Genomic DNA, 22,913 nt, shown 5'->3' with positions numbered 1-22,913 from the left:
TGGGCCCGGCGCTTTCCTTGGGGCTCGGGAGCCCCTGGCTATACTCCCACTCCCGAACACACCCATGCATCCCACATTCCGCCGCATGGGGCCCAGTGAACTGCTGCCCCGGTACATCTTCGCGGAGAGCCTCTTCGCGCGTCGCAGGGTGCTCGAAGTGGACGCGGTGGCCTCCACGGGGGGCGAGAGCGCGCGCTTCCTCCTGGAGCGCGGCGCTCGCGCGGTGGTGGCGTGCGACTCGGACATCTCCGCGGTGGAGGCGGCCCAGAAGGGCCCCGTCGCGCCGGGACTGCGCTTCCGCGCCAACATCTACGACGACCTGGAGCCGGGCAGCTTCGACGTGGTGCTGGTGGCGGACCTGGCGCCCTATGTCCGAGCGCCGGAGCTGCTCGCCGAGCTGGCGCGGCTGGTGTCTCGCCAGGGGTACCTGGTGGGGGGGCTGCGCAACATCGCGGGGCTGGCGCTCACGCAACTCATGGAGCCGGAGGAGGGCGTGCCGCCCACGTTCGGCCAGGCGCTGGACGCCCTCTCCGTCCACTTCCCCCAGGTGGAGGTGGCCACCCAGTCCCCCGTGCTGGGCTACCAGCTCGCGTTCGAGCGGGGCGAGGGGCTCCAGGTGGACGGCTCGCTCGTCACGGGTGGCGAGGCGGCCTACTTCGTCGTGGTGGCCGGTCAGGAGCCCGCGCGGGTGGTGGACCCGACGTGGGTGCAGCTGCCGCCCGAGCCGCTGGCCTTCACGCGCGGGAAGCTGGATGACGTCGCGGCCCGGGCGAAGTCCTGGGAGGAGCGCGCCGGTCGGCTGAAGGAGGCGTTGACCAAGGTCCGGGCGGAGGCGGGCGACCGCGAGGCCGAGGTGGCGGCGCTGCAGCCCGCGCTGGAGGTGGCGCGGCAGGACGTGGCGCGTCTCACCGCGCAGTTGGAGCAGGCGCGGGGCAGCGCGGAGTCCGCGCGCGAGCGGGATGAGCTGAGCGGACGACTTCGGCGGCGCGAGCTGGAGCTGCAGGTCGCGACGGAGCGGCTGGCGGATGCGGACCGGCGGCTCTCGGCGCACCGCTTGGATGTGGAGGCGGCGCAGCGGGCCCAGGCCGACGCGGGCGTGCAGGTGCTGGCGGCCCAGGAGTCGGTGCGGCTGGAGCGGGCGCGGCGTGAGGAGCTGGCCTCCTCACTGGAAGAGACGCGCGAGCGGTTGACCCAGGCCTATGCCCAGGTGCGCGAGCTTCAGGATGAGCAGGGGACCCTGCGCATCGACCGGGAGAAGGACCGGCTGGCGGCGGAGCGCGCCCTGGACGCGGCGGAGGCTCGGCGCCGGCAGGCGGAGGCCGCGCGTGAGCGCGAGCTGCGCATCGCCGAGCAGTACTCGGCGGCGCTCGCGGCCGTGGAGCACCTCAAGGAGCAGGTGACCCGCGCCGAGGAAGCCGTCCGGGCCGCGGGCGACTCCGTTCCCGCGAAGGAGGCGGAGCTGGCGCGGGCGCACCGCGAGCTGGCCGAGGCGCACCTGCGCATGTCCGCCGCGGAAGGGGCTCGGCAGGAGGCGGAGTCGCGGCTGGAGGCTCGCGAGGCCACCCTGCGCGGGTTGGAGACGGAGGTCGCCTTCACGCGCGAGGCCGAGGCCCAGCTTCGCGAGTCGCTGGAGGCGCGCACGGCCGACGAGGCCCGGGCGCGGGCGCTGGCCGCGTCTCTCGAGGAGGCCTTGCAGGCGGCCCGTGAGCGGCTGGGGCTGCTCGAACAGACGGGTGAGTCCCGGACGCGAGAGCTGGACTCGGAGCGGGCTCGGTTCGAGCAGGCGCTGGGCGAGGAGCGGGCGCTCGCGACTCGGGCCCGGGAGGCAGGGGAGGAGGAGCTGAGCGCGCTGCGGCGCGCATCGTTCGAGGCGCACGAGGCGCTGGAGGCTCGGCTCGTCGTGGCGTTGGAGCAGGCCGCGCGGGTGGACGCGGCGCTGCGCGAGGCGCGCGCGGAGCTGGAGACCACGCGGCGCGCGCTGGAGTCGGCCGAGGCGCTGTCGGCGCTCGCGAGCGAGGAGCTGGAGCGCGAGACTCAGGCGCGCAAGACCGCGGACGCATCGCTGACCCGGCTGGGGGAATCTCTCGCCGAGACCGAGCGGCGGCTGGCGGGCGCCACGGCGAGTGGCGAGGCCCAGCAACAGACCCGGGTGGAGCTGGAGTCGGCGCTCGCCGATGTTCGCGAGACGCTGGAGTTGGAGCGCCTGGAGCGCGAGGACGTCCAGGGCGCGCTCGATGCCGAGCAGGCTCGGCGGGAACTGTCGGACGCGGAGCTGGCGAAGACCCGGGAGGCGCTCGCGGCCGAGGAGGAGCGGCGGGCTCGCTGGGAGGCCGCGCTCGCGGACACTCAGGCCCAGTGGCAGACGGAGCGCGAGCAGCGGGCCCGGGTGGACTCGGCGCTGGAGGCCGAGCGGACCCAGCGCGAGGCGCTGGAGGCTTCGTTTGCCGAGACGAAGGCGACGCTGGATGAGGAGCGCGCGCACCGGACTCGGACGGACCTGTCGCTGACGGAGACGCGGTCGGCCCTGGAGACCGAGCGGGAGCACCGGGCTCGGTTGGAGGCCACGTTCTCGGAGATCCAGGCTCGCGCCATCGGCACCGATGAGGCGCTGGTGCGCTTGCGTGAGGAGGCCGAAGGCGCGCTGGCCCAGGAACAGGCTCGGCGCGCGCGGGCGGAGGAGTCGCTCGCGGAGGCTCGGGCCGCGCTTGCCTCGGCCCAGGACGCGCACGCTCGCTCGGTGGAGGCGCTGGCCGAGACCCAGGTCGCGCTGCAGTCCGAGCAGGAGGGGCGTGCGGTCTCGCTTCGTGAGGCGGGCGCGGCGCTGGAGCGTGAGCGCGAGGCTCGGGCGGAGGCGGAGGCCTCGCTCGCAGAGGTTCGCGCGGCGCTGGCGGCGGAACAGGCTGCGCTCGCCTCGGTCCGGGCGACGCAGGAGTCCACGCACCAGGAGCTGTCCGAGACGCAGGCGGTGCTGGCGGCTGAGCGTGAGGTTCGCGCGGCGAACGAGGTCTCGCTGGGTGAAGCGCGCGTGGCGCTGGGCGCGGTGCACGAGGAACTCGGTGCGGCCCGGTCCGCGCTGGAGGCCGAGCGTGGGGCTCGCTCCGAAGTGGAGGCTTCGCTCGCCGAGGCGCGGAGCGCGCTGACGTCGGAGCGCGAGGCCCTTGCCCGAATCAAGGCGTCGCTGTCCGAGACCCAGGCCGATGGGGAGCTGGAGCGGGCCCGGCAGGAGGCCGTGCTCGTCGAGGCCCGGGAGGCACTGGCGTCCGAGCGCGAGACCCGGGCGCAGGTCGAGTCCTCCCTGGCCGAGGTTCGTGGGGGGGCCGAGGCGGCTCGGGCCGAATTGGAGCGCCTCCGCGCGGAGCTGGATTCCGAGCGGCTGGGACGCAACGCGGGCGAAGCGGGGCTGGCCGAGGCGCAACGTCGCCTCGTCGCGGAGCAGGAGGCGCTCGCGCAGGCCGAGGAGCGGCTGCGCGCGGAGACCGAGGCTCGCGCCGGGGCCGAGTCCTCGCTGCGGCAGAGTCGCGAGGCGCAGGCTCAAGGGGAGGCGTCGCTCGCGGAGACTCGCGAGACTCAGGCGCGGACCCTGGCTGAGTTGGAGACGCTTCGTACTGAAGCCGCGGAGCTGTCGTCTCGACTGAGCGCGGCGGAGCGCGTGCTGGAGGAGCATCGCGCCGCCGCCGAGGCGCAGGAGACAGAACTGCGCGCGAGCCTGGAGCGGCTGGAGGCGGAGCGGGCCTGGGCCGAAGGGACTGTCCAGGAGCAGCGCTCGCATTGGGAGTCGCAGCTCTCGGAGACCCGCGCCGCGCAGGCCTCCGCAGAGACTCGCCGCGAGACGCTGGAGTCGTCGCTCGCGGAGCAGGAGAAGCTCGTTGCGTCCTTGCAGGAGAAGCTGCGCGAGGAGGAGCTGCGGGCTCAGCGGCTCACGGAGACCGCGGGCACTCGCGAGCAGACGCTGACGGAGGCGCGTGCTCGGCTGGTGTCGCTGGAGGCGGAGCTGGAGGGCTCGCTGTCCCGTGCAGAGCGGCGGCAGCAGGACTCCGAGGAAGCGCTCCAGCAGCTCGCGCTCCGCGACCAGGAGTTGGTTGGTGCGCGGAGCGAGCTGGCCCACCTGGGCGCGACCCGTCAGGAGTTGATGCGGCTGGGGACCGAGCTGCAACGGGCCCATGCGGCGCTGCACGAGCGCGGCATTCACATCGCGCGGTTGGACGCGGAGTTGGTGGATGCGCAAGACCGCCTCTCCGCCACGCGCGAGCACGCCGAGTTGCTCGTGGTTCAGCTCGAGACCGCGCGGCGCTTCGCCGGCAAGGCCAACAATCTAGAGTCCTCGCTGGAGGCCGAGCGCACCGCGCTGGAGTCCGCTCGCTCCGATGCCGAGGCCGCGCGTGTGGAAGTCCAGCGTGCCACCGAGTCCGCTCTGGCCGAACGCGAGCGCACCGCGGCCCTGGAATCGAAGCTGGCCGACCTGAGCGCGGAGCAGGAGGCGCGCTTCGCGGAGCAGGTGTCTCGGTCCACGTCCGACAAGGCGGAGCTGGAAGCGCGGCTCGCGGAGCTGGGCGCCCGTACCTCGGCGGAGAAGGCCGAGTGGGAGACGCGGCGCGCGGAGCAGGAGGCCCTGGCTTCAGCGCAGAAGATGGAGTGGGACACGCGGCTCGCGGAGCAGGAGGCCCTGGCTTCAGCGCGGAAGACGGAGTGGGAGACGCGGCTCGCGGAGCAGGAGGCCCTGGCTTCAGCGCAGCAGACGGAGTGGGAGTCTCGGCTCACCGAGACGACGGCTCGTTCTTCGTCCGAAGTGCGGGACGTGGAGGCACGACTCGCGGCGCTGACGGCTCGCGCTGAGTCGGAGCGGGCCGCGCATGAGGCCCGGCTCGCGGAACTCTCGGCTCAAGCCGCCGAGGCCCACTCCGCGCTCACGTCGCAGCGCTCCGCCCTCGACACCCGGGTCGCGGAGCTGTCCCAGGCCGCCGCCGACGCGGAGGCGCAGGCTCGACGGGCGGAGGCCGAGCGCACGACGCTCACCTCCGAACGTGAGCGCCTCCAGTCGGACCTCACCATCGCTCGTGCTGCCCGCATCCGCTTGGAAGGGCGCGTGAGTGCCTTGGAGACCGCGTCCGTGGATGCCGTGCGGCTGCTCGACGCGGAGCGGGCCGAGCGCGAGAAGCTTGCCCAGACCCTGGAGCAGACGCGCGAGCGGTCCTCTCGTGAGGGGGACTCCTCGGCGCAGCTCTCGGCGCTTCACTCGGAGCTGTCTTCAACGCGGGCCCTGGCCCAAACGCTGGAGACCGAGCGCGCCGAGCTGCTCGGCACGGTGGAGTCCCTCAAGGCCGCCGCCCAGCCTCCCGAGGCCGTCCTGGAGATGGCCGCGGAGATGGAGCAGCTCCAGACCCTGATTGAGTCGCTCCAGGACAAGGTCGCCGCACAGGAGACCGAGCTGGCGACCCTGCGCGCTCAAGGCCCCGCAGCCCCCCCGCGAGACGCCCCGCAGCGCCCGGCGCCGGGCCCGGCCGCGTCCAAGCCGCGGGCCGCGGTGCCCGCGTTGGACCTGCCTCCCACCCCGACCAAGAAAGCGGGCGAGCGGGAATGAGGGCTCGCGCTTAGGATTGCCGACGTGGACGCACGCGAGCGCATCTTCAAGTACCAGGGCCTGGGCAATGACTTCGTCGTGCTGGACCGTCGCCGCACGGGCCAGGACATCGATGCGCACACGTCGCGATGGCTCTGCGACCGGCGCCTGGGGGTTGGCGCGGACGGGGTGCTCTCCCTGCTTCCTTCCTCGCGCGGCATGGCGCGGATGGTCGTGCACAACGCGGATGGCAGCATCGCGGAGATGTGCGGCAACGGCCTGCGCTGCGCCGTGAAGTACCTGGTGGATCACTCCGGGGAGCGCCCCGAGTGGCTCGACGTGGAGACGGGGGCCGGAGTGCTCCGGTGCGTCCCCGGCTACGTCGCGAGCGGCGTGGTGGAGGTGGACATCTCCATGGGCCCCGCGCGGCTCGTGGCGCCCAACCTGCCCTCGGGCGTGACAGGCACCCCCTTCGTGGGCGCAGCGGTGCCGGGCCACGCGGACTTGGTGGCGGGGACCGCGGTGAGCATGGGCAATCCGCACCTCGTGCTGTTGGATCAGCCGCTCTCGGATGCGCCGCTCAAGGGGCCGATCCTGGAGGTCCATCCATCCTTCCCGGACCGCACCAACGTGGAGTTCGTCCGAGTCGAGTCCGATGGGCTCACCGTGGTGGTGTGGGAGCGGGGCTGCGGGTTGACTCAGGCGTGCGGCACCGGGGCGTGTGCGTCCGCGGTGGCGGCGGTGCTGGCGCGGCGGCTGCCAGCGGATGCCTGGCTGCGCGTGACCCTGCCGGGTGGCGACCTGGGCATCCAGGTGCCGGCCGACCTGTCCGACATCCGCCTCCGTGGGCCGGTGGCCTTCGTCTTCGAAGGCGTTGTGGCCCTTCCCACGGGCCAGTAACCTCCGGGCTCCCTTCCTCTCGATTCCGAGCTCCGTGGCCGGTCCCATCCTCGTCGTCGACGACGACCTGTTCTTCCGTCAGCTCGCCAGCGACATGCTGTCCCGCCGGGGGCACCGTGTGGTCGCGGTGGAGAACGCCACGATGGCGTTGCAGGAGGTGGCGCGCGCCGCCTTCGACCTCGTCATCACCGACGTCGTCATGCCGGGCGTGGACGGCTTCGCGCTCACCGCGCGCCTGCGCGAGCGCGACCCGGACCAGGAGGTCATCCTCGTCAGCCAGCGCTCCGACGTGAAGGGCTCGGAGACGGCCCTGCGCGCAGGCGTGGCGGACTGTCTCACCAAGCCGGTGGACGAGGCCGACCTGCTGCTCGCGGTGGACCGGGCCCTGGAGCGCGCGCAGCTCCGGCGCGAGCGTGCCCAGCTGCGCGACGAGAACCTGGAGTTCGCGCGCTTCCACAACCTGCACCAGCGCTGCCTGGAGCTGCTGTCCCATCCGGACTTGGAGTGGCTTCAGGAGCGCATCATCGCGGACCTGTCCGCGGTGTGCGACGCGCAGAGCGCCGCGCTGTGGGTCATCGATGATCGCGGCGACCTGGTGCTGCGCGCGTACCGGGGCCTGCTCGACAAGCAGTTCCTCGCCGAGAAGATGAGCCCCGAGGGCCCGCTCTCCGGCCGCTTGCGCGAGGCCCAGCCTTGGGTGGCGCGCGATGAGCGCTCGATGGTGCTCTATGTCCCGTTGATCGCCTCGGGCGAGGTCATGGGACTGGCGCAGATGAGCGACCCGCTCGCGGGCGACTTCCGTCCCGAGAACACGCGCGACGCGAAGCTGCTGGCGGACTTCGCCGCGGTGGGCGTGAAGAACGGTCGCCGCCTCCTGGCGCTCCAGCGCCTGGGGCTGAGGGACCGAGACACTGCCGCGTACAACCTCAGCTACTTCACCGACTACGCCTCCAAGGAGATCTACAAGGCGCGTCGCTACGGGCGGACGTTCTCCCTGCTGACGTTCTCCGTGGACAACCTCCCGCTGGTGCGCGTGCGCCTGGGGGCGGCGGAGGCGAAGAAGGCCGTGCGCGGCATCATCCGCGCGCTCAGCCGGATCATCCGAGACTCGGACGTCATCGCGAAGGCGAGCGACCAGGAGTTCTACTTGCTCCTGCCCGAGACGGATTTCTTCGGCGCGATGATGTTCGTGCGGCGCGCGGTGGCCGCGGTGCGCGAGGAGCCCGAGGCGCAGGAGGTGGAGCAGCGCCTGCCGCTCGCGCTGGTGGGCGGGGCGAGCACGTTCCCCAAGGACGGAGAGGACTTCGACGAGCTGGTGCACCGCTGCCGCCGTCGCATGGACGAGCGGCGCGCGTCGTTGCAGCGGCGGTTGATGCTGGATGGTCTGCCGTTCTGGGACGAGGTGGACCTGCTGCTCGGCAACCCCACCAGCCCGCGCCTGCCCTCGGATGAGCGCGCCGAGCCGAGCCGCCGGGGCAAGGTCGCGGACGTGCTCTTCGACGAGCTTCAGGCAGAGATCGCGCGGGAGCTGGTTCGGGATCCAGGTCAGCGTGGACTCTTGTACGTGGGCGGGCCCGAGATTCGCGCGGAGCTGCCCATCGCCTCGGGGTTGGAGTCTGCGCCGCCGGACATGGCCTCGCGCATCTACCTGCTGGGGCGGCGCGGCGACCTGGAGTCGCATCCCGCGCTCACGCCGGTGTTCCTGGAGGGCGACGAGCGCGTCACCCGCCACGAGTTCATCCTGTGGTTGTCGGAGACGGCGGCCTACGCGCTCATCCAGCGGCGCGGGCGCGGGGCGACGTGGGGCTTCCATACCTCGGACACCGCGGTGGTGGACGGGCTCATCTCCAAGCTGCAGGCCGAGTACGACCTGCAGCCCTACTGAAGCGAGGCGCGCGGCCGTGGCCCAGGTGCGGAAGATCCTCATCGCCGACCCCGACCTCGACTCCGTGCGCGCCCTGTCTCGGGCGCTGCGGACCAAGGGCTATCAAGTGCACTACGCGCCGGATGGCTCGCGCGCGCTGGAGGTGGCGGTGCTGCGCCATCCGGACCTCGCGCTGTTCGACGAGGCGTGCCGCCTGCTGGACGCGCGCACCTTCATCCAGATCCTGCGCACCAACCCCCGCACCGAAGACATCCCCGTGGTGCTCACCACCTCGAGCCTGGACGCGGACCGGGTGCGCGCGCGCGACGGCTCGCTGCGCAAGCCCTTCAACCTGGACGAAGTGCTCAGCCGCATCGAGCACATCTTCCGGCGCAGCGAGGCGGCCAAGGACCTCAAGAGCGAGCAGCAGGAGATTGAAGGCTCGCTCACCCAGCTCAGCATCCCGGACCTGATGCAGATCCTGGGGATGAACAAGCGCAACGGGCGGCTCGCGCTGGAGCGCGGCGCCGAGCGCGGTGAAATCTCCGTGGCCGAGGGGCGCCCGGTGAACGCGCGCCTGGGCCGGGTGGAAGGGGAGAAGGCCCTGTTCCGCCTGTTGGCGTGGACCGAGGGCAACTTCACGTTCACCCCGGGCACCAGCGCCGCGCGCCCGCGCATCTCCCGGGCCATGGACGACGCGCTGCTGGAGGGCATGCGTCAGTCGGACGAGGTGAACCGCCTGTTGCCCAAGCTTCCTCCGCGGCACACGCGCCTGTTGCTCGCGCCGGATGTCGTGCTGCCGGACGAGTTGCACCCGGTGACGGCGCAGGTGGTGGAGCTGTTGCGCCAGCCTCGCGCGCTCGGCGAGGTGTTGGACCTGGCGCCGGCGACGGACATGGACGTGCTCGGCGTGCTGTCCACGCTGCTCACGAAGGGCGTGGCCCGGCCGGTGGAGGGCGACGGCGCGAACCTGGGCGCCAGCGACCTGCTCGGCGCGGCGGAGGTGCATGCGCTGCGTGGACGCATCCTGCGCACCCGGGCGCCTTCGAAGGTGGCCACCGCGAAGGTGTTCGTCTGTGGCAGTGGCGCGTCCGCGGCCCGGCGCGTGCTGGCGCGCGTCCCGGGACTGGAGGCGCTGTCGGCGGACCCCACCGCGGTGAAGAGTGGCTTCGGGACGCTGGGGCGGCTGGAGTTGAGCGAAGTGCTGCGCCTGGACTTCTGCGTGTTGCCTCCGGCCGAGGCCGCGCGTCCGCTCTGGCGTCCGTTCTGCGCCGGGGCGCTGGGCGCGCTCCTCATGGACGTGTCCGAGGGCGCGGTGCGGCTCGCGCGCTACCTGGCGTGGGAGGTGCGCGTGCCTGTGGTGGTGGTGGGCTCGGAGGTGCCCGCCGCGCTGCAGGGCTCTCCCGCGGGCGCGGTGTCGGTGGGCGAGGACCTGGCCGAGGCGCTGCGCGCGCTGCTGATGCACGCGCTCAACCCCGCGCCCACGCTCCCTGGCGTCACGCAGGTGCAGCGCGCCAGCGCGTCCTGAGCCTCGGCGCAGGGGAGGTGCTACGCGGCCTCGTCGCGGAACTCGAGCGCGTCGCGGACGCCGGGCAGGTTGGCGAGCAGCTCGAACTCCGCGGCCTGGAGCATGGAGACACGCCGGCCGGCCAGCCGCTCCATGAGCAGCTCCAGGCGGTGCTCACCGGCCGGGTTGACGCGGCGGGAGATGCAGGCCCGCCGGCCCTCGGCCTGGCAGGCCAGGATGTCCCGCTGCAGGCTGCGCAGGCGGCGGAACACCTTCAGCGCCATCCGCCCCTCCGGTGTGTCGAAGGTGTGGAAGTGCCTGTTGCGAGACAGGGGCTTGCTGGGATCATGGAGCCTCTCCACGAGGCGCCGGACGAATGGGTCCATCGACGGGAGAGGATAACATCCGCTACCCTGCGCCTCAGTGATGCCTCGACGATTTTTCCTTCGGCCATGGGCGCTGGCGCTACTCCTCCCGCTTGCTTGCAAGGACCCGGAGACTGTCGCCGCGCAAACGCAGGCACAGACCGCGCAGACGGCGCTCGCCGAGGGCAAGGCGGCCCTGGCCAGCGGTAACACCAGCCGCGCCATCGCCGCGCTCCAGCGCGCCTCCGTCGCGGCACCGGAGAGCGTGGAGCCGCTGCTGCTCTTGTCCGATGCCCATCAACAGGCGGGCAACCCGGGCGCCGCCATCCTCACGCTGAAGCAGGCCGAGGCGCTCGCGCCGGGGACGGACCCCGTCATCCAGAAGCAGCTCTCCAATCTCTACCTGCGCGAGGGGCACTCCTCCGAGGCCCTGGCCATCCTCCTGTCCCTGCGGGACGCGGATCAGCTCCGCGACGACGAGGTGTTGTCGCTCGCGCGACTCCAGGCGCGCATGGGTGATGTGGATGCCGCCTTCAAGACGCTGGAGCGAATCCAGACGGACCGGCCGGACGACCCCGGCGCCAAGGTGGTGGAAGCGGACATCCTCCTGCGTCGAGGGGACGAGGTGCTCGCGGCCAACCTCATGGACCGGCTGCTGAACCAGGACCCGGGCCTCACGGCCGCACGGCTCCTGCGCGCGCACTACTTCCTCACCAGCGGCTACCCGGACCTCGCCCTGGCGGACTTGCAGAGCGTGCCCGGCGAGGAGGGCAAGAAGCTGGAGGTCGTCGCGCTGCGGGCCCAGGCGCTCATCGCGCTCAAGCGCGCACCGGAGGCCGAGGCGGCGCTCAAGGCGCTGCTGGACGCGGAGCCCGGCAATGCGGACGCCATGGCGTGGCTGGCCGAGGTGTCCCGCGTGCAAGGCCGCGAGTCCGAGGCGCTCCAGTGGGTGGACCGCGCGCTGCGCGTGCGCCCGCGGCTGGCCCAGGCCCTCTACGTGCGAGGCCGCGTGCAGGAGCAGCAGTCGGACCGGCGCGCCGCCGAGGAGAGCTTCCGCCACGCGCTGAGCGCCGACGCGACCTTCGCCCCCGCGCTCTCGCGCGTGTGGCGGCTCCACCTGGACGCGGGCCGCAAGACGGACGCCATGTCCACGCTGGAGCGGCTGCTGGGCCTGGGGGAGGCCACTCCGGAGGAGAAGGCCAACCTGGCGGACCTCTCCGCTCAGCTGGAGACGCAGGTGCCCCGCGGCAAGAAGCTCATCGAGGAGCTGCTCAAGCGCGAGCCCGCCAACCCCGAGTACCTGCGCATCCGGAAGGCGCTCGACAACGCGACCCCGAAGACGCGGAAGCGTCCCACGGGGCCCGTCATCATCCGAGGGAGCCGGCGCTGAGCACGGGCGCGCCCAGCGAGGGCAGCCCGTCCGCGTCCGCGACGACCTTCTCCAGCGCCTTGATGCCCTTGCGCTGACCCACCGCGACCACCGTGAGGTTCTCGCGCGCGAAGTAGCGGCGCGCCACCTCGCGCACGTGGGCCGCGGACTGGCGGTCCACCAGGTCTGCGCGGTGGCCGAACGTCTCGGGCGGGCGGAACAGCTCGGTGCCGCCGAACCACCCGGCCAGCTCGCCCGGCGAGTCCTGGGAGAACTCCAGCAGCATGCGGTGCCGTCGCTTGGCGCGCCGCAGCTCCTCCTCGCCCACGTCCTGGTCGCACAGCGCGCCCAGCACGCGGAAGGCCTCGGCCACCACGAGCGACGCCTTCTCCGGCGCGCTGGCCGCTTCAATCTCCAGCAGCCCCGCGTCGTGGTACGTGTCCAGCGACGCGTTCACCGAGTACGCCAGCCCGCGCTTCTCCACGATTTCGAAGGGCAGCCGCGAGGAGAGGCCGTCATCCAGCAGGCGGCGCAGAATCTGGAGCGCGGCGTAGTCGTCGTGCTGCTCGGGCACGGTGCGGAAGTTGAGGCGGAACTCCGTCTGGGCCTCGTCGTGCGCCACGAAGTGGAAGGTGGGGCCGCGCGGCGTGTCGGGCGGGGCCTCCTCGGTGGTGGCCGGGCCACGCGGCAGGTGCGCGAAGGCGCGCTCGGCCAGCTCCATCACCTCCGAGTGCTTCACGCGGCCCGCGGCGGTGATGACCAGGTTCCCGGCCACGTAGTGCCGCGCGAAGTGCTCCAGCACCTGCGCGTGGGTGAGGGCGGTGACGGACTCCCTCGTCCCGGCGATCTTCAGCGCGAGCGGGTGGTTGCCGAACAGCGCGCGCTTGGCGAGGTTGTCCAGGTCGATGTCCCGGCCCTTGTCGTCCACCTCGTCCAGCATCTCCTCGAGGATGATCTGCCGCTCCACCTCCATGTCGGTGAGGCGGGGGCGGGTGAGCATGTCGCCCAGGATGTCCATGCCCACGCGCAGATGATCCGGGTGCAGCGGCGTGTAGTAGTAGCCGTGGTCTCGCGTGGTGACGCCGTTGAGGTTGCCGCCCACTTCCTCCACCGCCGCATTCATCCGCACGGTGTCCGGCCAGTTCGCGCTGCCGCGGAAGAAGAGGTGCTCAAGATAGTGACTGACGCCGTTGTTGGCGGGCAGCTCGTGGCGGCTGCCGGTTCGCACGTACACGGCCAACAGGGCGGTGTGAAGGTGGGGAGTCTCGACGGTGACGACGCGCAGCCCCGAGGGCAGCACATCCCGATACGGTGCGAAGCTCATGCGCGAGGAAGCCTTAACACGAAGGTCGTGCCCTGGCCGGGAATACTCTGGCAGGAGAGCGAGCCGCCGTGAGCCTGGAGGATCTGCTGACTCACCGCCAGCCCCAGGCCCGTGCCGCCCTCCTTGGTGGTGAAGAACGGCTCGAACAGGTGCCGGCGGACCTCCGCCGTCATGCCTCCGCCCGTGTCCTGCACCGTCACCTCCACGTCGCGTTCGCGGGGGAGGGTGGCCACGCGCAGCCGGCCGCCCTCGGGCATGGCCTCGCGGCTGTTGCGCAGCAGGTTGAGGAACACCTGCCGCAGCTGGCCCTCGTCCGCGAGCACTCGGGGGGTGTCGGGCGTGAATTCGCGCACCACCTCCACGCCCGCGCGTGCCAGCTCCTCGCGGGTGAACTCCAGCACCCCGTCGAGCACCTGGGTGATGTCCTCGGGCTCCAGGTCCGGGCGCGGGGGCCGAGCCATGCGCAGGTACTGCTCGGTGACCTCCGTGAGCCGGTCCACCTCCCCCGTGACGGCGGCCAGCAGGTCCCTGGCCTCGGAGCCCGCGTCGGCGGGGAAGCGGGCCTCGGCCAGGGCGTCCTGGAGCAGCTCCACGTTGAGTCCGATGGACGACAGTGGGTTGCGCACCTCGTGGACGATCTGCGCGGAGATGCGGCCCACGGCGGCGAGCTGCTCGGCGCGCATGAGGGCCTCGGCCTGGGCCTTGATTTGCGCCTCGCGCGTCTGGAGTGAGTGGGCCATCTGGTCGAACTCGCGAGCGAGCACGGCCACCTCGTCATCGCCGCGCACGCCGAGCTGAGCGTTGTAGTCACCGCGCGCGATGCGGGACACGCCCTCGATGAGCGTGCGCACCGGGCGCAGCGTGCGCGCCGACCAGGCGGTGGCGCCCAGGCCCACGCCGATGGCCATGACGGACAGGGTGATGATGGCCAGGCCCGTGCGGCGCTCGCGCTCCTCGGCGCCGTCCACGCGCTCGCGGATGCGGTTCTCCAGGGTGGTGCGCAGCACGCTCAGCTCGCGGCTGATGGTGCTCTCCACCTGGCTCAGGTCCCCCATGGTGCGCGCGAGCGCCACGTGGTCCGGCGCGTCCGCGGCCAGCACCGCGTAGACGGCCTCCGCGGCGCGGCCATAGGCCTCGTACTGGTGGGCCAGTTCCCCGAAGCGCGTGTCCAGCCCCCGCACGAAGGGCACCTCGCCGCTGGGGGCGAAGGAGAGCACCTCGCGCGCGCGGGCGCGGGCGGTGCCCAGCCGCTGGGCCATGTGCGGCGGGAAGTACAGGCGGGTGAGGCGGATGAGGGCGCGGCGCGTCTCCACGCTGTTCTGATCGAACAGCCGCTCGGTGTCCTTCTTCTGGTTGTTGTGGAGGGCTTCCAGCTCCGCGGCGTCCTGCGAGAGCTGGAGGTAGCCCTGGCTGACGAGGCGGATCTCCAGCCGGTTGCGGTGCAGCTCCGTCACGCTGAACAGGGACACCGCCCCGAAGGTGACGAGCACCACCGCGTAGCCGAGGAAGATGCGGGTGGCGAGCGAGAGCTTCATTCAGGAGCCGGCCGGGACTGGCCGTGGAACGTCATCGCTACGCGCCCCAGCGTCCAAGCGCAAGTCATCCGTCCACTTCCCGGGGCTCCGGGGGCCCTGGCCTGACAGCCCGCGCTCCCCTGGGGGGCGGGCCTGCTAGCGTGGGCCCTCCATGTCCGCGCGAACCCTCCTCTGGCTCCTGCCCGCCTCCCTCGTGGCCTCCCTCTGCGCGTGCGGGTCGCGCGAGGCGGCCACCGACCTGGACCTCATCACCACGGCGTGCACTGGGACGGCGCCGCTCGACGGGGTGACGCACCTGTCCTTCCGCGTCAGCGGGCCGGACATGGCGCCGCGCGAGCACCTCGGCACCGTGCGCTGGGCCCCCGAGGACGTGCCCGAGGTCCCCGCGGGGCGCGCGCGCGTGCTGGAGGTGCGGGGCTATGTGGGCTCACCAGGGGCCCACCCGGTGAGCGTCGCGCTCGGGCGCTCGGCGCCGTTCGATGTTCCAGAGAGCGGCACGGGGCGCGTGGCGGTGCGCGTCTTCCTGCGCCGCGTGGGCGAGTTCGCCGCGGCCAACGTCGCGAGCAACCCCACGGGCTGCGCCGTGCCGGGCACGCAGCGCGCGGGCCATACCGCCACGGCGCTGCCGGATGGCCGCGTGCTGGTGGCCGGTGGCTACCTCGACGTGGGCGATGGCACCACGAAGGGGCTCGGTTCGGCCGAGGTTTTTGATCCGCACGAGGGGACCTTCTCCCCCGCGCCCGACGTGGGCGTTCGCGCCTTCCACACCGCGACGCTCCTGCCGGATGGGCGCGTGCTCCTCGCGGGAGGGGACACGGGCGCCTCGGGCATTCGCCCCTCCGACGCGGGTGTCGCCGACGCGGGCGGCCCGCTCGAAGGGCCCTTCGATGCGGGCTCCACGGGCGTGGGCTCCCCGGATGCAGGCGCGATGGACGCGGGCACCCGCATCGTCCCCGAGTCCCTGCGGAGCGCCGTGCTCCTGGACGTGGCCCAGGGCACGGTGAGCGCGCTGTCGCTGGGGCTGCCTCGCTCCCACCACACGGCCGCGGTGGACGCCGAGGGACACGTGCTGTTCGTCGGCGGCGTCAACACGGATGGCTCGACGGTGGGCACGGCGGAGGGCTTTGACTCGGCGCTGGGGCAGGGCTTCGCGGTGCCCACGCCGATGCCGCGTGCGGACGGGCGGCTGGCGGTGCTCCCGGATGGGCACACGCTCGCGCTGGTGGGCGGTTCCGAGGGCGGGCAGGTGCAGGCCCTCGTGCCGACCTTCTCCTTCGTGGACGGCACGTTCGCGCCTCAGGGCGAGGGCGTTTCGCTGAAGGTGCCGCGCACGGGCGCCGCGGTGGCGTGGCTGGGGCGGGCGCTGTCCGAGGGACCTCGGCTGTTGGTGGCGGGCGGCCAGGTCGCCACCGGACAGCGGGCGCGCACCGTCGCGGCCTCCGAGCTGTTGGACGTGGGCGACGAGGGGTTCCGAGGCGTGGCGGCGGGGCCCAACCTCGCCTCGCGCGCCAACGTCTGCGCGGTGGCGCTGCCGGATGGGCGCGTGCTCGTCCTGGGCGGCTCGCGCCCGGACGAGGATGGCATCATGCGCGCAGTGGACCAGGCGGACTGGGTGCAGCCCGAGGCGGACGGCGCCTCGGTGGCGCTGTCATTGCCGCCGCTGCCCCAGCCTCGCTGGAAGCATACGTGCACCGTGTTGCCGGACGGCTCCGTGTTGGTGGTGGGCGGGGTGGACAACAGCCAGGACGCCTCGCGGTTCCCCGTCGAGGCGCTGGTGGTGATGCCCCCGCCGCGCGACTGACGCGGGCGGGGACGGGCCTTCACTTCGGGAAGGCCCAGCGGGTGATCTGCTGCTGGCGCGTCGAGATGGCCGCCAGCGCCAGCGGCGCGCGCGTCCACAGCAACGTCTTCACGTCCTCCAGCGGCCCGAGCAGGTGCGGCGGCCCCACCGTGTCCACGACCTGTTGGGCATAGAGGCGCGCGGGCCCAGGCTCCGTCTGCGTGTAGAAGATCCATCCGCCGTCGGGCGAGAACTCGCCCAGCTTCACGCGCTCCAGGGGAGACAGTCGCGCCAGGGGCTCCAGCTTCGCCTCGCCTTCGTCCCAGGTGGCGCGCCACAGGCCGCCCACGTCCTTGTCCGCCGGGGTGAGGCCCGCCACGGTGAAGATCGCGAGCGGACGCGTGGGGTGCAGACGCAGGCGATCCAACCGCATGCTGGCGGACAGCAGGCCCGCGAGCGCGCGCGGCAGCGGGTGGTCCACCGGGCCCTTCAGCGTGGGGCCGAGCACCTGCACCTGGTTGTCCTTGCGCAGCACCAACACGCCATGGCCCGCGTCCCACACGAAGCCGCCGTCGGTGCCCATGTCGAGCTGGCCCACCGTCTCGGCTTCCAGCCCGCTCAGGTCGAGCACCCGCAGGCGGAAGTCCGCCTTGCCGGTGTCCAGGTAGTTCGTGAGGTCGCGCACCACCACCGCGATGCGCTTGGGCTCCACGGAGAGCCACCGCGCCGTCATGGGCATCTCCTCCATGGTGTCCGCCGCCATGTGGAGCTGATGCTCGCGCTTGGCCAGGTCGTAGAGCACGAGCAGCCGCGTCTGCAGGTACGCGCACGAGTCAGGGAGCACCGCGGGCGCGATGCCTTGCAGACTGCCGCCGGACACCTGCGGCAGGTAGCCCCGCTCCACCTTGGTGAGGTGCGCGGAGGAGTCGCCCAGCTCCATGAGGCGCAGCGTCTCGTCGAAGAGGATGACCGCCGCGCTGCCCGGTCGGGGCGTGGGCATCACCAGCGCGAGCTGCTCGGCCGTCACCGGCAACGCGTATCGCTTCGCCGCGGCGGGGAAGGGCACGCTCTGGCCCAGCGTCAAGGGTGCGGAAGGCATGCGGAGGACTCCGAGGCGACGTTCACGACGTGGGCACCACGTTCACGAAGCGGACCTGATCCAGGTACAGCCGCCCCTTGTCGTCTCCCGACGCGCTCTCCACCTTCTCGAGCACCGCCGCGAGGTTCTTCAGGATGGGGTAGTTGCGCGTCATCCGCTCGGACGTCTGCGAGAAGCGCTCCTCCTTCTCCTCCTCGGTCAGCGGCGCGTCGTTGACGAAGGCCTCGATGCCCGCCTTGAGGTTGTCCGCGATGAGCGGCAGCCGGTAGAAGCGCATCGGGTTCACCACCGCGAACTGGTAGAAGAGGTTCACCTTGCGCGGGAGGTTCAGCTCCTTCTCCACGTAGGACAGCCCCTCGATGGTCTCCTGATACCACTTCGAGTAGCTCTTCTTGGACGCGAGGATCATGTACCAGTCGCTGCCGAACATGATCTTCGTCAGCATCTTCTTGTTCGCCTTGCACGCCTTGGCGAGGCCCTGCCACATGAGCGGCAGCTTCTTGTCCTTCACCATCTTGCTCAGCGCCTTCTCCTCTTGCTTGGAGCGCGCGGGATAGGGGACCAGCGGCTCCAGGAGCGGCAGGTACGACAGGTCCGTGTAGAAGTTCTCGAACTTGTCGCAGAGGTCCACGATGGACGTGACCCAGTTCTTCTCGTACTCGACATCATCCAGGTCGCGGCACTTCGCGTTCTCGTCCTTGAGGTAGTGCGACCACAGGCACGTGTCCGAGGCAAAGTGCGCCAGGCACAGCTTGAGCTTCGGGTGCTTCTCCAGGAGCGGACGCCACGCCTCCGGATGCAGGTGCTTCTCCTTGAAGTACTTCAAGCGCAGGGGGGGATCCTGGTCCATCTTCGCCAGGTCCTTGTTCGCCCGCTTGTAGCGCGCGGAGATTTCTTCGTGGTTGCGCAGCGAGCGGGCGATGCGCTCGTAGTCCTCGCCCGCGTCGTTCATGGCCGTGCGCGCGTCCTCGTATTCGCCGTAGTACTGCCAATACTCGGCGGGGAGCATCACGCCCATGTCGGCCGCGAGCATGCCGTGCTGCTGGTACAGGTACGGGTTCAGCGCCAGGCCCTTCTCCGCGCAGTAGTCCTTGAAGGTCTTCTCCTTCTGGGTGTGGACCTCCTTCGCATCCAGGTAGGCATCGCGCTTCTTGCGCCCGTCCTGGTACGCGTCCTTGTCCGTCTGGCTGAGCGTGTCCGCGGCCGCGGGGTCCAGGTCGATATAGAGCCGGCGATCATGGGTGAAGTGCCCGGACGGCGTGCAGTGGGTCATGATGGGCACGCCTTCCTGGGCGCACCGCGCGAAGAACTTCGCCAGGCTGGGCACGTGCGGGTCGATGGGCTGATACGCCTGCGACGTGTACATCTTGAAGCCGGCGAACATGCCCGCCTGCGACTCGGTGGCCAGCTGCGAGAAGGGCCGGTCCCAGTTGGGTGCGAGCGAAGCCTCCTTGAAGGACTTCTCCTGGCCCGTCCACTTAGAATATCGGCGCGGCTCGTAATGGTACATGGGGATGAGGCGCAGTGGGTGCTCGGCGCAAGCCACCTTGGTGGCGAGCAACTGCGCGCTCCACTGCTCGAAGAGGCCCCACTCCCCTGGGTGCGCCACACCTGTATCAGGCCGCTCGTCCACGGCTCCGGTGAGCCGGGTATTGAAGAGGTATCGCTTCTTTTCCTTTCGCGCGGTTGGAGTGTTTGCGTCACAGGAAGTCTTCCCCAGCCCGTTAGTCGGGGGAGGGAGCCCCTCGGGCGTGGCCACCGGCGACCCAGTCGAGGTCCGCGAGTCGTTGGCCGGGGCCTCTCTGTAGACTGGGTAGCCCTTGTAGCCATCGAGCTGGCACAGATCCATGTCCATGGTCAGCACGATGGAGATACCCAGGAAGGATGGCCGGCAGTCGCGCAGTTCCTTCACCGCGTCCATCTTGCGGAACACCGCGGGCACACTGTCGTTCTGATCGACGGTGTCCTCGCCAATCTTCAGCGTGACACGTGGGGACCAGCCGAGGAACGGCATGACGAAGCTGAATACTTTGCCGACTCCGTTGAGGGTCTTGCGCGAGCTCGCGGGGGACAGGAGTCCGCTCACACGCGGCTCGATTTGCGTGTAGTAGGCCACCGGGAACGGCGTGCAGTTGCCGCTCATGATGTGCATGTGCGCGTCGATGATGACGGGCGCGAGCGGCAGCTTCTCCGAGGCCATCAGCGTCGCGCTGGAGCCGCTGGGCAGCTCGATGAACGCGTCCGGGATGGTGACGGAGTCTCCGGGTTGGATTTCGTTGGGGCCGCGCTTGCCGCGAAGCGCCTCGTTGGACTTGTGCTCGTAGATGCTCTTCCAGTCCTTGAATCCGAAGAGCGAGGCGAGGCCGTGGGGCGTGTCGCCGTCCTGCACGGTATAGGTCTTCATGGTGCCCTCAGCTCTTGGAGATGCCCGCGTCCAGGTCGGGGAAGGACATGCGGCAGTTGCCCGGGGGGACGTCCTTCAGCTCGGCCTTGCCGCTGCCGTCGAGCGTGCCCTTGCGCACGGTGCCGTCTGGCAGCTCCATCTCGTACTTCACGTTGGCGAGTGACTTGCCGTCCTGACTCTTGACCTGCACGGACATGGGGCCGGGCTTCGCGTCCTCCAGCTTCTGGATGTCCTTGAACTTCTCCTTCTTGGACTTGAGCGAGCCCGCGGCCAGCTTCTTCACCTTGCCGCCCTTGATCTTCACTTCCTTGCCGTCGAGCGTGAGCTTCTCGGCGTAGAGCTGGAGGCCGCCGCCTTTCTCCATGCTCAGGATGAGGTTGCCTCCCACGATGAGGGAGAACTGCTCGGCCTTCACCTGGAACGTCTTGGCCATCCACGACATCAGCTCCACCGCCTGGAGCTGTGAGTCGCCGCCGGCCTTCTCGTCGAGGTCCTTGCCCATCGTCTGGTTGAGCGTGCCCTTCACCTCGGTGACGAAGTCCTTGCCCACCTTGCGGGAGAAGTCCTTCGCCACCGACTCCTGCTTCGTGCCGACGATGAACTCGGTGGCCGCGCCGCCAATCTGGAGGCTGCGCAGGCCGCCCGTCGCCTCGTTCATCGCGAGCGCGACGTTGACCACGTAGCCTCCGCCAATGGTCATCGCGCGCGCCGCGCCCACGAGCATCGTGGAGGCGAGGCTCGTGTCGATGCGCTCGTTGCCCGCCACGGTGACGGTCTGGTTGCCCTCCACCTGCTCGCTGTGACTGCCCTGGGTGGCGGACGTGCGGTTCTGTTGGACGAGCAGCGTCTGGTTGCCCTCGACGATGCCCACGTCGTCCTTCGTGACGGAGAGGAACTGGTTGCCATCGATGCGGCGCTTGCGGTCCTTCTTCACGAGCAGGGCCTCGTAGGCGCGCACCTCCTGCTCCTTGTCGTTCTCCGTGACGAGCTTCTGGTCCTTCTGCGCGTGGTGGAAGACCTCCTCGGAGCCCTTCGCGTCCTCGAAGCGCAGCTCGTTGTAGCCCTGGCTTCCCTTGCTGGACGCGCTCTTGTTGGTGCTCTTGGTTTTCTCGTCCGGGAGCGCGTAGGGCGTGGGGTTGTTGCCGTTGTAGACGGCGCCCGCGACGAGGGGGCGATCCGGGTCGCCCTCCAGGAAGCGCACCACCACCTCCTGGCCAATGCGCGGCGTGAAGCTGGCGCCCCAGGCGGGACCGCCCCAGGCCTGACTGGTGCGCATCCAGCACGAGGCGCGGTCATCGCCCTGCGCCTCGCGGTCCCAGTGGAACTGGACCTTGATGCGGCCGTGCGGGTCCGTGTGGATCTCCTCGCCGCCGGGGCCCACCACCGTGGCCGTCTGGAGGCCGGGAATGCGCGCCAGCGGCGTGAGGCGCCGGGGCCGGAAGGGGACGCTCTCCGGGAGGAGTTGGATGTGATTGCGGTAGGCGCCGCCGAGCGCCTCGGTGCTGCCCGGGCGCTCGGCCTGCTCGCCGTGGTGCAGCACCTGCGTGACCAGATAGCGGCCCGCGTGGGTGCCGCCGCTCTCGTCCACCTCCAGCAAGTGGCCGGCGGTGGCGCGCGGACACACGCCTTCCGCGTCGAGCGTCAGGGCGGACTGGGCTGCCTCCTGTGCGCGCACCCGCGCGGTGGCCTTGCCGGTGCCGGGCGCGACGTAGCCGCCGGGATAGTCATACAGCTCCAGGGCCGGGACGCCCTCGGCCTGGGTGGCCTTGCCGGACACGTCCAGCGCGGGCTTCTCGAAGTCAAAGTCCTTGAGGTGCACCGCGCCGGGGCGCAGGCGGTGGATGCGCGACAGGTGGACCAGGTACTCGCCGGACTCCACGCGCCCGTCCGCGGGCCGCACCGGGAGGATGGCGCCGGCCGCGGGCTCGGGGTGCGCGCTGGGCGTGTCGCCGAGCACCAGCGTGTGCCCGTCCGCGCTGTGCTCGAAGAAGTAGAAGATGCCCTCCCACTCCATGAGCCGGCTGAGGAAGGCGAAGTCGGACTCGCGATACTGCGTGCAGTACTCGCGCGCGACGTAGCTGCCCTGGAGCGCGACGCGCGCCTCCACCTTGGCGGCGTCCAGCACGGCCTTGAGGATGTCCGGCACGGACTTGTTCTGGAAGATGCGGCTGCGGCTCACCTGCGTCAGCCGCCAGAGCGTGGGCACCACGCGCGCGCGATAGCGCCACCGCCCCCCGCGATGACCGAGCGCCTCCACCGTGGACACCATTCCGTGCACGTGGCGCGGCGTGCCGTGCGGCTGCTCCACCGTCAGCAGGGCCGTGGTGCCCGGCAGGGCCGTCGCGTCCAGCGGGCCCTCGGCCCACGGCGCGAAGTCGACCGTGAAGTCGTACAGGCGGCTCAGGCCCTCCTGTCCCGCCACTCGGTGGACCACCAGCTCTTTGGCTTCATGAGGCCCCACCCGCAGCGAGAACGCGGGTGAATTCTGCGTGGGTGACATGAGGCTCCCCCTGTCGTGACACCTGCGACCGGCCACGCATGCTACCAGGAGTGAAACCTTCCAATACACAGCCACCGGCGCTTTTCCGGCGCGCTTCAGGGGCCCGCAAATGAAAAGCCCCCCGGCCGAGTGGGCCGGAGGGCGGGGGACGACCCAGAGGGTGGTCCGGGATCAGGCGCTGGGCGCCGTCTCCGCGGGCTTGGCCTCGGTCTCCGGGGGCGCCTCGGTGGGGGCGGAGACCTGGGCGGCCTGGGCCTCGGACTCGGCGCGCACGCGGGCGGTCTCCTCGGTGCGCTGATCGCTGGCGGCCATCTCCTCGGGCGTCAGCTCCGTGCGCTCGGCGAGCATGCCCGTCTTCTTCTCCAGGTCACGGATGGCCCGGCGAATCAGGTCGCGCTCCAGCAGCGTCCGGTTCAGGCGCTTCTCCAGCGCCTTGTACTTGTCCTTCATCAGGTCCAGCTCGCCCTTGGTGGCGGCGTAGATGCGCTGCTGGGTGTCCGCGCGACCCTTGACGCGGCGCACTTCCTTCTCCAGCTCCACGGCCCGGCTGCGGTCCTTGTTGGCCGCGGTCTCCAGGCGCTCCATCTTCTCGCGGTCCGCGTCGTTCAGCTCGCGGAAGCGGCGCACGGGCTCGGCGGCGGGCGCCGGGGCCGGCTGCGGCGCGGCGGCGGGGGCCTCGGCCTCCGGCGCGGCGGCGACAGGCTGCGCC

At 71.3% G+C, this 22,913-nt stretch carries 12 protein-coding genes and 1 pseudogene; 6 read left to right on the top strand and 7 right to left on the bottom strand.

Annotated elements, in window-relative coordinates:
* The first annotated feature begins 64 nt into the window (after positions 1–64).
* Genes KRR26_RS29410 through KRR26_RS29395 form a run of 4 tightly spaced genes read left to right on the top strand, consistent with a single transcriptional unit; the run spans position 65 to position 9,849 of the window.
* Entirely contained in the window at positions 65–5,578 is a 5,514-nt protein-coding gene (locus KRR26_RS29410) for a methyltransferase domain-containing protein (RefSeq protein ID WP_217081424.1), read from the top strand.
* 24 nt (positions 5,579–5,602) lie between these two features.
* Positions 5,603–6,457: a diaminopimelate epimerase gene (gene dapF, locus KRR26_RS29405; RefSeq protein WP_217081423.1), complete on the top strand. Its 855-nt coding sequence runs from the start codon at positions 5,603–5,605 to the stop codon at positions 6,455–6,457.
* A 34-nt stretch (positions 6,458–6,491) separates the two neighbouring features.
* Entirely contained in the window at positions 6,492–8,342 is a 1,851-nt protein-coding gene (locus KRR26_RS29400; protein ID WP_217081422.1) for a GGDEF domain-containing response regulator, read from the top strand.
* A 16-nt stretch (positions 8,343–8,358) separates the two neighbouring features.
* Entirely contained in the window at positions 8,359–9,849 is a 1,491-nt protein-coding gene (locus tag KRR26_RS29395) for a DUF4388 domain-containing protein (protein ID WP_120208398.1), read from the top strand.
* Positions 9,850–9,869: 20 nt separating this feature from the next.
* Here the strand turns inward: KRR26_RS29395 and KRR26_RS29390 are convergent, their stop codons facing one another.
* The gene (locus tag KRR26_RS29390) at positions 9,870–10,112 is read right to left on the bottom strand and encodes a hypothetical protein (protein WP_233577317.1); all 243 of its coding nucleotides are present in this window, start codon (positions 10,110–10,112) and stop codon (positions 9,870–9,872) included.
* Positions 10,113–10,254: 142 nt separating this feature from the next.
* On the opposite strand from KRR26_RS29390, the gene KRR26_RS29385 reads away from it, so the two are divergent.
* Positions 10,255–11,583, top strand: coding sequence for a tetratricopeptide repeat protein (locus KRR26_RS29385; RefSeq protein ID WP_120208402.1), 1,329 nt, complete (start codon positions 10,255–10,257; stop codon positions 11,581–11,583).
* Here the strand turns inward: KRR26_RS29385 and KRR26_RS29380 are convergent.
* Both KRR26_RS29380 and KRR26_RS29375 read right to left on the bottom strand, forming a co-directional pair.
* Complete coding sequence (locus KRR26_RS29380; protein ID WP_120208404.1) at positions 11,561–12,886, bottom strand: M16 family metallopeptidase; 1,326 nt, start codon at positions 12,884–12,886, stop codon at positions 11,561–11,563. The two genes, KRR26_RS29385 and KRR26_RS29380, sit on opposite strands and share 23 nt — an antisense overlap.
* A complete protein-coding gene (locus tag KRR26_RS29375; RefSeq protein ID WP_120208406.1) occupies positions 12,883–14,421 on the bottom strand; it encodes a sensor histidine kinase in 1,539 nt (512 codons plus the stop codon). Before KRR26_RS29375 ends, KRR26_RS29380 begins: the two co-directional genes overlap by 4 nt.
* Positions 14,422–14,572: 151 nt before the next feature.
* Between KRR26_RS29375 and KRR26_RS29370 the strand changes: the two genes are divergently transcribed.
* On the top strand, positions 14,573–16,222 hold the full coding sequence (locus KRR26_RS29370; RefSeq protein ID WP_217081421.1) for a Kelch repeat-containing protein: 1,650 nt from the start codon (positions 14,573–14,575) through the stop codon (positions 16,220–16,222).
* 19 nt (positions 16,223–16,241) lie between these two features.
* On the opposite strand, the gene KRR26_RS29365 is transcribed toward KRR26_RS29370, so the two are convergent.
* The 4 genes and pseudogenes from KRR26_RS29365 to KRR26_RS29350 form a co-directional block, all read right to left on the bottom strand.
* Positions 16,242–17,300, bottom strand: coding sequence for a hypothetical protein (locus tag KRR26_RS29365; protein ID WP_217081420.1), 1,059 nt, complete (start codon positions 17,298–17,300; stop codon positions 16,242–16,244).
* A 22-nt stretch (positions 17,301–17,322) separates the two neighbouring features.
* Entirely contained in the window at positions 17,323–19,704 is a 2,382-nt protein-coding gene (locus KRR26_RS29360; protein ID WP_217081419.1) for an amidohydrolase family protein, read from the bottom strand.
* Positions 19,705–19,711: 7 nt separating this feature from the next.
* Complete coding sequence (locus KRR26_RS29355; protein WP_217081418.1) at positions 19,712–22,204, bottom strand: type VI secretion system Vgr family protein; 2,493 nt, start codon at positions 22,202–22,204, stop codon at positions 19,712–19,714.
* Between the two features lie 171 nt (positions 22,205–22,375).
* Positions 22,376–22,913, bottom strand: a pseudogene (locus KRR26_RS29350) (cell envelope biogenesis protein TolA); the annotation flags it as partial.

The sequence above is a fragment of the Citreicoccus inhibens genome, assembly GCF_019039035.1.
GTDB lineage: Bacteria > Myxococcota > Myxococcia > Myxococcales > Myxococcaceae > Citreicoccus > Citreicoccus inhibens.
This window is presented reverse-complemented; position numbering and strand designations above follow the sequence as displayed.

Excerpts from the sequence above, each read along its gene's own strand:
- KRR26_RS29410 (WP_217081424.1), top strand. The coding sequence starts at position 65 with ATGCATCCCACATTCCGCCGCATGGGGCCCAGTGAACTGCTGCCCCGG.
- KRR26_RS29390 (WP_233577317.1), bottom strand. The coding sequence starts at position 10,112 with ATGGCGCTGAAGGTGTTCCGCCGCCTGCGCAGCCTGCAGCGGGACATC.
- KRR26_RS29385 (WP_120208402.1), top strand. The coding sequence starts at position 10,255 with ATGCCTCGACGATTTTTCCTTCGGCCATGGGCGCTGGCGCTACTCCTC.
- KRR26_RS29380 (WP_120208404.1), bottom strand. The coding sequence starts at position 12,886 with ATGAGCTTCGCACCGTATCGGGATGTGCTGCCCTCGGGGCTGCGCGTC.
- KRR26_RS29375 (WP_120208406.1), bottom strand. The coding sequence starts at position 14,421 with ATGAAGCTCTCGCTCGCCACCCGCATCTTCCTCGGCTACGCGGTGGTG.
- KRR26_RS29370 (WP_217081421.1), top strand. The coding sequence starts at position 14,573 with ATGTCCGCGCGAACCCTCCTCTGGCTCCTGCCCGCCTCCCTCGTGGCC.
- KRR26_RS29365 (WP_217081420.1), bottom strand. The coding sequence starts at position 17,300 with ATGCCTTCCGCACCCTTGACGCTGGGCCAGAGCGTGCCCTTCCCCGCC.
- KRR26_RS29360 (WP_217081419.1), bottom strand. The coding sequence starts at position 19,704 with ATGAAGACCTATACCGTGCAGGACGGCGACACGCCCCACGGCCTCGCC.
- KRR26_RS29355 (WP_217081418.1), bottom strand. The coding sequence starts at position 22,204 with ATGTCACCCACGCAGAATTCACCCGCGTTCTCGCTGCGGGTGGGGCCT.